This is a genomic window from Micromonospora sp. NPDC050187 (assembly GCF_044459745.1).
In the GTDB taxonomy this organism is placed as follows: Bacteria; Actinomycetota; Actinomycetes; order Mycobacteriales; family Micromonosporaceae; genus Micromonospora.
The window spans coordinates 30,077-42,825 of sequence record NZ_JBITJH010000039.1 but is presented as its reverse complement, the minus strand read 5'-3'; the positions used below and the strand labels follow the sequence as shown (position 1 = coordinate 42,825).

The following is a 12,749-nucleotide window of genomic DNA, read 5'->3' as shown; positions in this document are numbered from 1 at the left end:
GTGGGCTGGGGGTTGTCCGGGGGTGGGGGGCTCCGGGGGGGCCCCCCCCCCACCCGCGCCCGCCGCCGCCCGCCGCCCCCCGGGCCGCGGGGGGGGGGGGGGCCCCCCCCCCCCCGCCCCCGGCGGCCGTCGTCACGGGGCTGTAAGACCCTGGCCGGAGCGGGGAACCGGCTGAGGAAAGGCGAACGCCCGCCGGGCGGGCCGGCGGGCGTTCGGTGGAGCGGGTGGGTCAGCTCTGGATCTCGCTCATGGTCAGCTTCTTGATGACGACCTCCTTCTTCGGGTGGCCCCCACCGGCCTGCTGGCCGAAGGCGTTGTCGTGCCCAGCCGCGCCGACCTGCTTGACGATGTCCATGCCTGCGGTGATCGTGCCGAGCACGGTGTAGTCCGGGCTCAGCTGCGAGTCGCCGTACACGATGAAGAACTGGCTGCCCGTGCTTCCCGGCTCGGCGGACTTGGCCATCGCGATGACGCCCTCCGGGTACGGCGGACGCTCGTCGGTGGGCAGGTTCTCCTCGGCGAACCGGTAGTGCGGGCCGCCGGTGCCGTCGGTCTCCCGCCAGCCCTTGCCGGTGGCGCTCGGGTCACCGCACTGCAACACCTTGAGCCCCTCGGTCACCAGCCGGTGGCACTTGCTGTTGTCGAAGAAGTTCTTGCTGGCCAGGTGGGTGAAGCTGGCTGCCGTGCAGGGCGTCTCGGCAAGGTTGACCTTGGCGGTGATCGGCCCCAGGTTGGTGTCGATCGTCATGGTCTGGGTGCCGACGTTCGGCTGCTGCGTGCCGGGCAGGCCGACGTCCTTGGTCTGCGGCGACCGCTGCTCGGGCGGCGCCTCGTTCCAGACGCAGAGCGCGGTGCCGGAGGGCGTGGCGGTCGTGTCGGTCTCGTCGTCACCCAGGCTCGCCACGAGCCACACCGTGCCGGCGACCACGAGCAGCAGGGCCGCCCCCGCCCCGACGATCGCCTGCATCTGCCGGCGCTTACGGGCCTTGGCCGCGCGTTCGGCCATCTCCCGCTCGAGTCGGGCCCGCGCCGCCGCGCGCTGCCGCTCTCTGGTGGACGTCACGGTCACTCCTCGTCGTGTCTCGGCGGTCAGTTGCCGCAGATGTGGTGTGGGCCGGCGGTCAGCCGGCGCTCGGAGTCGCCGACGGCGCAGCGGCCGGGCTGCTCGGAGCGGGGGCCGGCGTCACCGCCGGCGTCGTTGCCGGCTCACCGACGGTCAGGCTCTGGATCACCACGTCGGTCTTCGGCTTGACCTTCGCCCCTGAACCATTGTCCACGGTCTCCAGGGCGCCGACCTTCTCCACCACGTCGAGCCCACCGGTGACCTTCCCGATGACCGAGTACGCCGGCTCCGCCGGGTCGAAGTCCTTGAAGAAGATCAGGAACTGGCTGCTGTTGGCGCCGGGCGGGCTGGCGAGCATCGCCACGGTGCCCTTCGGGTACGCCGGGGGCTGGTCCGCGGCCGGGCTCGGCGACGGTGCGGCGGGGACGTTCTCGTCGTAGAACGAGTAGGTCGGACCGCCGAGGCCGCTGCCACTCGGGTCGCCGCAGCGCAGCGCCCCCTCGGTGGTGATCTCGTGGCACGTGGTGTTGTCGTAGAACGAGCGGCCCGCCAGGTGGGCGATGCTCGCGGCGGCGCACGGCGCGCCGGCCAGGTCCAGCTCGACGGTGATCGGCGCACCCTGGTTGGTGGTGACCGTCATCGGGCGGACACCGGAGGTGGGCAGGCCCTTGGTGGGCGGGGTGCCGACGTCCTTGAGGTCGGCGTTGCCCTCGGCGTTCTGCGGCGTCCAGGCACAGACGTCCGGCTCGGCCCGGTTCTCCTCCGGATCCCGGTCGAAGCCGCCGAGCGCCCAGACCGAACCGACCACGACGAGGGCGAGCACCACCCCGGCGCCGACACCCGCCTGGATCTGACGGCGGCGCTTGACGCGGGCGGCTCGACGGGCCATCTGCCGGTCGAGCTTCTCCCGTGCGAGTTTGCGCTGCCGGTCCCTGCTGGAAGCCACCCGTGCTCCCCTTCCTCTACCCTGGTCGTCATGGCGGACGGGCATCGGGCACCGCCGGGCGCAAGTGCGCCACGCCACACGCCCGCCAGAGTGTACGGGTAGCGACTGGGAATGTGGTGTACCAGGTCGGGTAAGGGTTCTATCGTCAGCTTTCACTGGCCGTACGGCCATGCCCACCCGGGGTGGCCGCGGCGGCCCGTCCGGTTAGGCTGCTGACCGGGTACGCATCGACGCGAAAGGGGAGCGGACGTGCTCGTGGCCGGCTTTCCCGCGGACGCCTTCGGCACCAACTGCTACGTGGTCGCCACCGCTCCGGGGGAGCAGTGCGTGGTGGTCGACCCGGGCATCGGTGTGCTCGACCGCCTCGACGCGCTGCTCGCCGAGCACCGCCTGCACCCGGCCGCCGTGCTGCTGACCCATGGTCATCTCGATCACACCTTCTCGGTCGCCCCGGTCTGCGGTGCGCGCGGCATCACCGCGTACGTCCACCCCGACGACCGGGAACTGCTCGCCGATCCTGCCAAGGGCCTCTCGATGGACCTGCGCCAGCTCTTCGGCGGTCGCCTGCCGTACACCGAGCCGGAGGACGTCGCCGAGCTGACCGACGGCGCGACCCTCGCCCTCGCCGGGTTGGAGATCACCGTCGACCACGCCCCGGGCCATACCGGCGGGTCGGTGCTGTTCCGGATGCCCGGCGCCGGCTCGCCCTGGGAGGCCGAGCAGATCTGCCTCTCCGGTGACGTGCTCTTCGCCGGCTCGATCGGCCGCACCGACCTGCCGGGCGGCAGCATGCCCGCGATGGTGACCAGCCTCCGGGAGAAGATCCTCCCGCTGGCCGACGACACCGTCGTCCTGCCCGGCCACGGTCCCGCGACCACCATCGGTCGCGAGCGCACGAGCAACCCGTACCTCGTCGAGGCCGGCGGCGCGAGCCCGGCCGCCCCCACCCGGGGCTGGTAGTTCCCGCACCCGCGCGGCGCGCGGGCGATCCACGTCATCCCGCCCGACGCGCGGGAGTTCAAGGAGCATCCATGAGCAAGCCCACGCCCATCTCCGGCTTCCCGGAGTGGACGCCGTCGCAGCGCATGATCGAGCAGTACGTCCTCGACCGGCTCCGCGACACCTTCGAGCTGTACGGCTTCGCCCCGCTGGAGACCCGCGCGGTCGAGCCGCTGGACCAGTTGCTGCGCAAGGGGGAGACCTCCAAGGAGGTCTACGTGATCCGGCGGCTGCACGAGGACGAGGGTGCCGCCCCCGCCGCCGAGGACACCCTCGGCCTGCACTTCGACCTGACCGTGCCGTTCGCCCGCTACGTGCTGGAGAACGCCGGCAAGCTCCAGTTCCCCTTCCGCCGTTACCAGATCCAGAAGGTGTGGCGGGGCGAGCGCCCGCAGGAGGGGCGTTACCGGGAGTTCCTCCAGGCCGACATCGACATCGTCGACCGGGACACTCTCGCCGCGCACCACGAGGCGGAGATGCCGCTGGTGATCGGGGACGCGCTGCGCGGCCTGCCGATCCCGCCGGTGCGGATCCAGGTCAACAACCGTAAGGTCTGCGAGGGCTTCTACCGGGGGCTCGGCCTGACCGACCCGGAGGCGGCGTTGCGGGCGGTGGACAAGCTCGACAAGATCGGGCCGGACCGGGTGGCCGAACTGCTGGTCGCCAGCGCCGGGGCGAACGAGGCGCAGGCCAAGGCGTGCCTGGCCCTGGCGCAGATCTCCGCTCCGGACGCCGCGTTCGCGGCCGAGGTCCGCGCCCTCGGGGTGTCCCACCCGCTGCTCGACGAGGGAATCGAGGAGCTCACCCGGGTGGTGGAGACCGCAGCGGCGCACGCGCCCGGTCTCTGCGTGGCCGACCTGCGGATCGCCCGGGGGCTGGACTACTACACCGGCACCGTCTACGAGACCCAGTTGGAGGGCTTCGAGCGGTTCGGCTCGATCTGCTCCGGCGGCCGGTACGACAACCTGGCCGCCTCCGGCACGACCCGGTTCCCCGGGGTGGGCATCTCGATCGGGGTGAGCCGGCTGCTCGGCCTGCTCTTCGGCGCGGACCGGCTCACCGTCTCGCGGAGCGTGCCGACCTGCGTGCTGGTGGCCGTGCCGACCGAGGAACGGCGGACGGAGACCGACCGGATCGCCCAGGCGCTGCGCGGTCGCGGCATCCCGTGCGAGGTGTCGCCGACCGCCGCCAAGTTCGGCAAGCAGATCCGGTACGCCGAGCGGCGCGGCATCCCGTACGTCTGGTTCCCGGGGGTCGACGGGGCCCCGGACGAGGTCAAGGACATCCGCTCGGGCGAGCAGGCGACCGCCGACGCGGGGGAGTGGACCCCGCCACGGACCGACCTGAAGCCGCTGGTCAGCTAGGACGTTACTGGCGCGTACGCGATAAAGTCCCTACGGTGGCGTAGGTTACGCCATCGTAGGGAGAACTTGTGACTGCCAGCGCTGCTCTCAGCCAGACCGCCCTGCTCATGGAACTCGAGCCCGTCGTCGAGAAGAACCTGAACCGCCACCTCACCGTGGCGAAGGAGTGGTTCCCGCACGAGTACGTGCCGTGGAGCGAGGGGCGTACCTTCGACGGGCCGCTGGGTGGCGACGCCTGGTCGGAGACGGACTCGAAGCTGCCCGAGGTGGCGCGGACCGCGCTGATCGTCAACCTGCTCACCGAGGACAACCTCCCCTCGTACCACCACCAGATCGCCACCCTGTTCGGCCCGGACGGGGCCTGGGGCACCTGGGTGGGTCGCTGGACCGCCGAGGAGGGCCGGCACGGCACCGCCATCCGGGACTACCTGACGGTGACCCGGGCGGTCGACCCGGTGGCCCTGGAACGGGCCCGGATGACGCACATGACGGAGGGCTACTCCAACAACCACGACGACGAGGTGCTGCACACCCTGGCGTACGTGTCGTTCCAGGAGCTGGCGACCCGGATCTCGCACCGCAACACGGGGAAGGTGACCGGCGACCCGAGGTGCGAGGCGCTGCTGGCCAAGGTCGCCGCCGACGAGAACCTGCACATGGTCTTCTACCGCAACCTGCTCGCCGCGTCCTTCGAGCTGGCCCCGGGGCAGGCGATGCGCGCGGTGGCCGACGTGCTGGCCGACTTCCAGATGCCCGGCGCCGGCATCGACGGCTTCGCCCGCAAGTCGGTGGCGATCGCCCTGGCCGGCATCTACGACCTGCGTCAGCACCGCGACGACGTGGTGGTCCCGGTGCTGCGGCAGTGGGACGTGTTCAACCTCTCCGGGCTCGACGCCGACGGCGAGGTCGCCCGCGAGGAGATCGCCGCCCAACTGGACACGCTGGAGCGGCAGGCGTCCCGGTTCGAGGAGCGCCGCGCGGCCCGCGCCGCCCGGATCGCCGCCACCTCCTGACCCGCCGTCTCCCGCCCCGCCGCGTGCCGTTGCTCGCCACCGGTCGTCCCGGCGCCTCGGGTGGCCGGGAACGGGCAACGGCGCGGCGGTGGCCGGTCAGGCCGGCGGCGGGACGGCCGGCGCGCCGGGCAGGTCGAACAGGAGGCAGGTGGAGGTGGCGTGGGCGACCAGGCGTCCCCGCCTGTCGGTCAGGCGGGCCTCGGCCAGGGCGGTGCGGCGGCCGCGTTGCAGCACGGTGCCCTCACAGCGCAGCAGGCCGGAGTCGACCGTGGCCGGGCGGAGGAACCTCGCGTTCAGGTCGAGTGAGGTGTAGCCGACCCCGGCCGGCAGGGTGGTGTGCACGGCGCACGCGGCGGCGGTGTCGAGCAGCGTCGAGATGACCCCGCCGTGTACGGTGCCGAGCGGATTGTAGTGGAACTCCTGGGGGACCAGCTCGACGGCCACCCACCCCTCCTCGGCCTCCATCCGGGCCATGTCCATCAGCTGCATCACCGGCGGCGGGGCCAGCTCACCGCCGATCATCGCCCGGATCAGTTCCAGCCCGCCGCGTCGTCCGAGGTGGTCGACGCCGACGGTCGGGTCCGACCAGGAGAAGGTGCGGCTGCGTGTCGAGTCCTGGGTCTGTGTCACGGACCCAGCCTCGCAGCGCGTTGCTGCGTCTGTCAACGAGACCTAGCCTGGTCGGCATGAAACCCGAGGCACTGGACTGGTCGGTGGAGAACTGCACCATCGGCCGGGCGATGGCGATCCTGGGCGAACGGTGGACCCTGGTGGTCCTGCGCGAGGTGTTCAACGGCGTGCGCCGCTTCGACGACATGCGGGTGCGCACCGGCATCCCCCGGCAGGTGCTCACCAACCGGCTGGCGGTCCTGGTGGAGCGAGGGGTGCTGCGCCGTGAGCCGTACCGGGAGCCCGGCGCCCGGGTGCGGCACGAGTACCGCCTGACCCGGATGGGCCTCGACCTGTGGCCGGTGCTGGTGGCGGTGCTCGCCTGGGGGGACCGCTACCTGGCCGACCCGGAGGGCTCCCCGTTGAGCGTCCGGCACCGTGACTGCGACGAGCCCGTGCGGGTGGCGCTTCGGTGCGCGGCCGGCCACGAGGTGAGCGAGCCGCGCGATGTGGTGCCGAGGCCCGGCCCGGGAGCGCGCCGCCGTGCCGACTGAGGGCCAGGCCGGCGGCTGCGACCAGAGTGTATAGATCTTCTTCTCTGTCGACAATGTTGCCGTGTTATGACCCAGTCGATCGGTGGCAAGCGCTTGCAGATGAACTTAGATATGTGAATACTTCAGCTCATCCGATCGGCTCCCCCCAGGTCGGTCCGGTGCTCCCGGGCAGCGCCGAACGGCGTGCCCCCGCCTCTCTTTGGAGGATGTTCATGCGACCCACGAGGTCAACGCTCCGCCGCGCCGCCACCGTCGCCGTGGCCGGCACCATGGTCGCCGGCTCGCTCCTCGGCGCGCCCGCCCAGGCCGCCCCCGTCTCGCCTGCCTCCCCCGAGGCCGCCACCAGCCTGGCCGAGCGCCTCGGTGACCGTTCCGCCGGTGCCTACCTCGACGCTGCCGGCAAGATGGTCGTCACCGTCACCGACGCCTCGGCCGCCCGCCAGGTCACCGCCGCCGGTGCCACCCCGAAGATCGTCAAGCGCGGTGCCGCCGAACTCCGGCAGGCCACCGCCGTACTGGACCGCTCCATCAGCATCCCGGGCACCGCCTGGTGGACCGACCCGGTCAGCAACCAGGTCGTCGTCTCCGTCGACAGCACCGTCACCGGCGCGAAGCTGGCGAAGGTCGAGGCCGTCACCGCCAAGCTCGGCGGCACGGTGCGGGTCGAGGCCGAGGCCGGCGTCTACAGCACCCGGATCTCCGGCGGCCAGGCCATCTACGCCGGTGGCGGCGGTCGCTGCTCGCTGGGCTTCAACGTCCGCAGCGGCACCACCTACTACTTCCTGACCGCCGGTCACTGCACCAACATCTCGGCGAGCTGGTACAGCAACTCCGCGCAGACCAGCCTGCTCGGCTCGCGTACCGGCACCAGCTTCCCGGGCAACGACTACGGCATCGTCCGGCACAGCAACAGCGGCAACGCGGCCGGCGACGTCTCGCTCTACAACGGCACCTTCCGCGACATCACCGGCGCCGCCAACGCGACCGTCGGCCAGTCGGCGCAGCGTTCCGGCAGCACCACCGGTCTGCGCAGCGGCTCGGTGACCGCGCTCAACGCCACGGTCAACTACGCCGAGGGCCGGGTCACCGGCCTGATCCGTACCAACATCTGCGCCGAGCCGGGCGACAGTGGTGGCTCGCTGTTCAGCGGCGGCACCGCCCTGGGCCTGACCTCCGGCGGCAGCGGCAACTGCCGCCTCGGTGGCACCACCTTCTTCCAGCCGGTCACCGAGGCGCTGAGCGTCTACGGGGTCAGCATCATCTGATCCTCACCCGGACGATCCGGTAGTGCGGACCGCGAGCGGGCCGTCGGGCGACCGACGGCCCGCTCCCGCGTTCCGGGACACCGGGATTGCCTGGTCGCCGACGGGGTACCGTCCGGCCGGTGAGCGTCTCCGCACCGAGCACGTCGGCCTGGGCCCCGCTGCGGCTGGCCGCCTTCCGTAGCCTCTGGCTCGCCGTGCTGGCCAGCAACGTCGGCACCTGGATGCAGACCGTCGGGGCGCAGTGGCTCCTGGTCGACCAGCCCGGGGCGGCCACCCTGGTGGCCCTGGTGCAGACCGCGAGCATGCTGCCGGTGCTCCTGCTCGCACTGCCGGCCGGCGCGCTGGCCGACACCTTCGACCGCCGCCGACTGCTCATCGCCGTCCAGTGCTTCCTGGCCGCTACGGGCGTCCTGCTCACCGGGCTGACCGCCGCCGGCCGGATGCCACCGGCGCTGCTGCTCACCCTCACCTTCGCCATCGGCGTCGGACAGGCGCTGACCCTGCCCGCCTGGCAGGCGGTCATCCCCGAACTGGTGCCCCGGGAACAGCTCGTCTCGGCCTCCGCGCTCGGCTCGATCAGCGTCAACCTGGCCCGCGCCGTCGGACCCGCGGTCGCCGGGGTGCTGGTCGCGCAGGCCGGCGTCGCGGTGGTCTTCGGTCTGAACGCCCTCTCCTTCGCGGTCTTCGCGGTGGCCCTGCTGAGGTGGCGGCCGGAACACCCCGGGGGCGACCCGATGCCGGAGCGGTTCACCGCCGCGCTGCGCGCCGGTGGCCGCTACGTCCGGCACTCCCCGGTGGTCCGCCGGATCCTGCTACGCGCCGCCCTCTTCGTGGTGCCGGGCAGCGCGCTGTGGGCGCTGCTGCCGCTGGTCGCCAGCCGTCGGCTCGCCCTGGGCTCCAGCGGGTACGGCGTCCTGCTCGCCGCCCTCGGCCTGGGCGCGGTGGCCGGCGCGGTCGTCCTGCCCCGGCTGCGGCGCCTGCTCTCCGACAGCCAGCTCCTGCTCGCCGCCGGGCTGATCTTCGGCGGCACGCTGCTGGTGCTCGCCCTGGTGCCCCGGGCGCTGCCGGTCACCGTGGCGCTGGTCCCCGCCGGGCTGGCCTGGATGACCGTGATGTCCAGCGTCAACGCGGCGATGCAGCTCTTCCTGCCCGGTTGGGTGCGCGCCCGGGGGCTGTCCATCTACCAGATGGTCTTCGCCGGTGGGCAGGCGCTCGGCGCGCTCGCCTGGGGCGCCCTCGGCGCGCTGGCCGGACTGGAGGCCGCGCTGGTGACGGCCGGCGTGGCGATGGCGGTGTGCGCGTCGAGCGTGCTGCTCTGGCCGTTGCGGGACACGCGGGGCGTGAACCGTGAACCGGCGGTCTACTGGCCGGAGCCGCACCTGACGCTGGCCGCGCATCCGCGTACCGGCCCGGTGCTGGTGACGGTCGCGTACACCGTGCCGCCGGAGCGGCAGGAGGCGTTCGTCGAGGCGATGCGGGCGGTGGGGCGGTCGCGGCGGCGTACCGGGGCGATCCGCTGGGGACTGTTCCGGGCCGGTGAACGGGAGCACAGGTTCGTCGAGGTCTACCAGGTCCCGTCCTGGGAGGAGCACCTGCGCCAGCACACCGGACGACTCACCGGCGCCGACCGGGCGGCCGAGGAACGCGCGCGGGCCCTCGTCGACGGTGACCCAGAGGTCACCCACCTGCTCCCGGCCGTTCCGGACTGACCGGGGCGCCGCCGTACCGCAGCGTCAGCGCGACCAGCAGCGGAACGAGCGCCTCCGCGCCGGCGGCCACCCGTTCGGCCAGCCCGATGCGCGGGCCGCCGGTGACCAGCTCCACCACGAACCACCCGACGAGCACCAGCAGCACTCCGGCCGCGCCCGTTCCCCACCGTCGCGGGACGGCCAGGGCCGGCCAGAGGGCCAGCGCGCCGAAGGCGACCGCGGCGGCGATCCCGTGCGCGGCGGAGGAGCCGTGTTCGGCCGGTAGCGGGAAGGCGGCCACGGCGACCGTGGCGACCCCGCCGAGCGCGAGCAGCAGGCGGCCGGTGGCGCGCAGCGGGCGCAGCCCCGCCGCAGTCACGCAGTGGCAGGCTCCGAGCCCCAGCAGTGCGACGGTCATGATCCACCGGTCGGTGGCGTCGAGCGCCGCGAGAGCGCTGATCGTCCCGGCCACCTGGTCGAAACCGCCGGGCTGGCGGGCCGCGCCGAGGGTCCAGCCGCCGACCAGGAGAACCGGGGCGGCGGTGGCGGAGAACAGGACCCACCGGGGTACGACGCGCACCTGCCGGACCGTACCGGACCCGAGCGGCGGCTACCTCCGGGGGCCGATCCGTACCGCTGCTCCGCCGCGCTCGACCGGCCCCCGCTGCGGTGTGGTCAACGGCGCCTGCCGTGGCGGACCGTCACTCCGCGAGCCTCCAGGCGGGTCAGGACATCGGGGTCGTCGAGGTGCGCCAGGGAGACGTCCAGGTCGCGCAGCGCCGGCAGCGACTCCAACGCCTCCGCCCCGGTGCAGTCGCCGGTCAGGAACAGCTTCGACAGGTTCGGGTGGCCGGTCAGCGGGGTCAGGTCCAGCGGCGCCGGGTGGTAGCCGTGGCCGTCCAGATCCAACGACTGCAGGCCCGACAGCGCGTGGATGCCCTCCAGCGACGTCACGTTGTAATCGTCGGACTCGCCGCCCGTGTCGATGTCCAGGGTCTGCTCGACGAGCATGTAGATGTCGTTACCGCCGTCGAAGTCCAGGTTATCGATCGCCGCAGCCGCGGCGGGCGGCACCGCGACGGCGTGCAGGAGGTCCAGCGACGCCGCCAGGCGCGGGCCCGGGCCCGGATAGCCGTCGTCCGGGCCGTCCGGGCCGGTCGACTCGATGATCGCGCGAAGGTCGGCAGCGGCGATCACCTCGTCGGTCAGTAGGGCGTTCAGGACGCCGAGGTGCAGGCCGCGGTCGGCGAAGACGATGGTCATGATCTAGACCGTATCGCGCGACGAGGATGGCTTCCGGCCTGGAGCGGGTCGTCGTCGATCGGATCGCCCGTCTCCTTCCGGCCGGGAGCCGCCCGGTGCCGGTCCGCACCGGGTACCCCTGACACAATGCGAGGGGTAAAGCTGGACCGCAGATGAGGAGACGCAAGTCGTGATCCGTACCCATGACGCCGGCGGCCTGCGCGCGGCGGACGCCGGCACCACGGTGACGCTCGCCGGGTGGGTCGCCCGCCGGCGCGACCACGGCGGTGTCATCTTCGTCGACCTGCGCGACGGTTCCGGTGTGGTCCAGGTGGTCTTCCGCGAGGAGGACGCGCACGCGCTGCGCAACGAGTTCTGCGTGAAGGTCACCGGCGAGGTGACCCGCCGCCCCGAGGGCAACGAGAACCCGGAGCTGCCGACCGGCGAGATCGAGGTGACCGCCAGCGCGTTGGAGGTGCTCTCCGAGGCCGCGCCGCTGCCGCTGCCGGTGGACGACCAGGTCGAGGCGGGCGACGACGTCCGGCTCCGCTACCGCTACCTGGACCTGCGACGCAGCGGCCCGGCGTACGCGATGCGGCTGCGCTCCCGGGCCAACCAGCTGGCCCGGAAGGTGCTGCACGAGCGGGACTTCCTGGAGATCGAGACGCCGACGCTGACCCGGTCGACGCCCGAGGGCGCGCGGGACTTCCTGGTGCCGGTCCGGCTCCAGCCCGGTAGCTGGTACGCCCTGCCGCAGTCGCCGCAGCTGTTCAAGCAGCTGCTGATGGTCGGCGGCATGGAGCGGTACTACCAGATCGCCCGCTGCTACCGGGACGAGGACTTCCGCGCCGACCGGCAGCCCGAGTTCACCCAGCTCGACATCGAGATGTCCTTCGTCACCGAGGACGACGTGATCGACCTCGGCGAGGCGATCGTCACGGAGCTGTGGCGGGACCTCGCCGGCCACGAGATCACCCGGCCGATCCCGCGCATCACCTGGCACGACGCGATGGCCCGCTACGGCTCCGACAAGCCCGACCTGCGCTACGGCGTCGAGCTGACCGAGCTGACCGACTACCTGCGCGGCACCGCGTTCCGGGTCTTCGCGGGCGCGATCGACGCCGGCGGGTACGTCGGCGCGGTGGTCATGCCCGGTGGCGCGGCGCAGAGCCGCAAGGAGCTGGACGGCTGGCAGGACTGGGCCAAGGCGCGGGGCGCGAAGGGCCTGGCGTACGTGGTGCTCGACGCCGAGACCGGCGAGCCGCGCGGTCCGGTGGCGAAGAACCTGTCCGCCGAGCACCTGGCCGGACTGGCCGACGCGGTCGGCGCGAAGCCCGGTGACGCGGTCTTCTTCGCCGCCGGCACGAACACCCGCGAGGCGCAGGAACTGCTCGGCGCGGCCCGGGTGGAGATCGCCAAGCGGGCGAAACTGATCGACGAGAGCGCCTGGGCGTTCTGCTGGGTGGTCGACGCGCCGATGTTCGAGCGCACCGACGAGGGCGGCTGGACGGCGGTGCACCACCCGTTCACCTCGCCGAACTCCGAGTGGGTGGACCGGTTCGAGGAGGCCCCCGACCGGGCCCTGGCGTACGCCTACGACATCGTCTGCAACGGCAACGAGATCGGCGGCGGTTCGGTCCGTATCCACCGGGGCGACGTGCAGCGGCGGGTCTTCGACCTGCTCGGCATCACCCCGGAGGAGGCGCAGGACAAGTTCGGCTTCCTGCTGGAGGCGTTCAAGTACGGCCCGCCGCCGCACGGCGGCATCGCGTTCGGCTGGGACCGGGTCTGCATGCTGCTCGCCGGGGCGGACTCGATCCGCGAGGTGATCGCCTTCCCGAAGACCCGGGGCGGCTTCGACCCGCTGACCGGGGCGCCGACGCCGATCACCGCGCAGCAGCGCACCGAGGCCGGCATCGACGCCAAGCCGAAGGCTCCGGCCGTCGCGCACACCGGCACCGCCGGTCCGGCCGCCCCGGTGGCCGACCCGACCTGATCCGTCGCCG

At 72.8% G+C, this 12,749-nt stretch carries 12 protein-coding genes; 7 read left to right on the top strand and 5 right to left on the bottom strand.

All coding sequences use genetic code 11. From position 1 onward, the window contains the following. Nucleotides 1-229 precede the first annotated feature (229 nt). Both ACIBJE_RS30880 and ACIBJE_RS30875 read right to left on the bottom strand, forming a co-directional pair. On the bottom strand, nt 230-1,063 hold the full coding sequence (locus ACIBJE_RS30880) for a peptidylprolyl isomerase (protein ID WP_396753802.1): 834 nt from the start codon (nt 1,061-1,063) through the stop codon (nt 230-232). Between the two features lie 58 nt (nt 1,064-1,121). Further along, complete coding sequence (locus tag ACIBJE_RS30875) at nt 1,122-2,009, bottom strand: peptidylprolyl isomerase (protein WP_396753801.1); 888 nt, start codon at nt 2,007-2,009, stop codon at nt 1,122-1,124. A 249-nt stretch (nt 2,010-2,258) separates the two neighbouring features. On the opposite strand from ACIBJE_RS30875, the gene ACIBJE_RS30870 reads away from it, so the two are divergent. From ACIBJE_RS30870 to ACIBJE_RS30860, 3 genes are all read left to right on the top strand, one after another. Beyond that, the gene (locus ACIBJE_RS30870; protein ID WP_396753800.1) at nt 2,259-2,969 is read left to right on the top strand and encodes an MBL fold metallo-hydrolase; all 711 of its coding nucleotides are present in this window, start codon (nt 2,259-2,261) and stop codon (nt 2,967-2,969) included. Between the two features lie 71 nt (nt 2,970-3,040). Next, complete coding sequence (gene hisS / locus ACIBJE_RS30865; RefSeq protein WP_396753799.1) at nt 3,041-4,372, top strand: histidine--tRNA ligase; 1,332 nt, start codon at nt 3,041-3,043, stop codon at nt 4,370-4,372. 107 nt (nt 4,373-4,479) lie between these two features. Beyond that, nucleotides 4,480-5,385, top strand: coding sequence for an acyl-ACP desaturase (locus ACIBJE_RS30860; RefSeq protein ID WP_396753804.1), 906 nt, complete (start codon nt 4,480-4,482; stop codon nt 5,383-5,385). Between the two features lie 96 nt (nt 5,386-5,481). Here ACIBJE_RS30860 and ACIBJE_RS30855 read toward each other — a convergent pair whose 3' ends face one another. Continuing rightward, entirely contained in the window at nt 5,482-6,015 is a 534-nt protein-coding gene (locus ACIBJE_RS30855) for a PaaI family thioesterase (RefSeq protein WP_396753798.1), read from the bottom strand. Between the two features lie 56 nt (nt 6,016-6,071). Here ACIBJE_RS30855 and ACIBJE_RS30850 point away from each other — a divergent pair, with 56 nt between their 5' ends. From ACIBJE_RS30850 to ACIBJE_RS30840, 3 genes are all read left to right on the top strand, one after another. Continuing rightward, nucleotides 6,072-6,548: a winged helix-turn-helix transcriptional regulator gene (locus ACIBJE_RS30850; RefSeq protein WP_396753797.1), complete on the top strand. Its 477-nt coding sequence runs from the start codon at nt 6,072-6,074 to the stop codon at nt 6,546-6,548. 212 nt (nt 6,549-6,760) lie between these two features. Next, on the top strand, nt 6,761-7,813 hold the full coding sequence (locus ACIBJE_RS30845; RefSeq protein ID WP_358037551.1) for a S1 family peptidase: 1,053 nt from the start codon (nt 6,761-6,763) through the stop codon (nt 7,811-7,813). A gap of 119 nt (nt 7,814-7,932) precedes the next feature. Continuing rightward, entirely contained in the window at nt 7,933-9,522 is a 1,590-nt protein-coding gene (locus ACIBJE_RS30840) for an MFS transporter (protein ID WP_396753796.1), read from the top strand. Here ACIBJE_RS30840 and ACIBJE_RS30835 read toward each other — a convergent pair. Both ACIBJE_RS30835 and ACIBJE_RS30830 read right to left on the bottom strand, forming a co-directional pair. After that, the gene (locus ACIBJE_RS30835) at nt 9,491-10,081 is read right to left on the bottom strand and encodes a DUF998 domain-containing protein (RefSeq protein ID WP_396753795.1); all 591 of its coding nucleotides are present in this window, start codon (nt 10,079-10,081) and stop codon (nt 9,491-9,493) included. The two genes, ACIBJE_RS30840 and ACIBJE_RS30835, sit on opposite strands and share 32 nt — an antisense overlap. A gap of 95 nt (nt 10,082-10,176) precedes the next feature. After that, entirely contained in the window at nt 10,177-10,764 is a 588-nt protein-coding gene (locus ACIBJE_RS30830; protein WP_396753794.1) for a DUF6892 domain-containing protein, read from the bottom strand. 169 nt (nt 10,765-10,933) lie between these two features. Between ACIBJE_RS30830 and aspS the strand changes: the two genes are divergently transcribed. After that, nucleotides 10,934-12,739: an aspartate--tRNA ligase gene (gene aspS / locus ACIBJE_RS30825; protein ID WP_396753793.1), complete on the top strand. Its 1,806-nt coding sequence runs from the start codon at nt 10,934-10,936 to the stop codon at nt 12,737-12,739. Nucleotides 12,740-12,749 lie beyond the last annotated feature (10 nt).

What these genes read in the sequence shown, in the direction of transcription:
- ACIBJE_RS30860 (WP_396753804.1), top strand. Translation starts at nt 4,480, where the DNA reads ATGGAACTCGAGCCCGTCGTCGAGAAGAACCTGAACCGCCACCTCACC.
- ACIBJE_RS30850 (WP_396753797.1), top strand. Translation starts at nt 6,072, where the DNA reads ATGAAACCCGAGGCACTGGACTGGTCGGTGGAGAACTGCACCATCGGC.
- ACIBJE_RS30830 (WP_396753794.1), bottom strand. Translation starts at nt 10,764, where the DNA reads ATGACCATCGTCTTCGCCGACCGCGGCCTGCACCTCGGCGTCCTGAAC.
- ACIBJE_RS30845 (WP_358037551.1), top strand. Translation starts at nt 6,761, where the DNA reads ATGCGACCCACGAGGTCAACGCTCCGCCGCGCCGCCACCGTCGCCGTG.
- hisS (WP_396753799.1), top strand. Translation starts at nt 3,041, where the DNA reads ATGAGCAAGCCCACGCCCATCTCCGGCTTCCCGGAGTGGACGCCGTCG.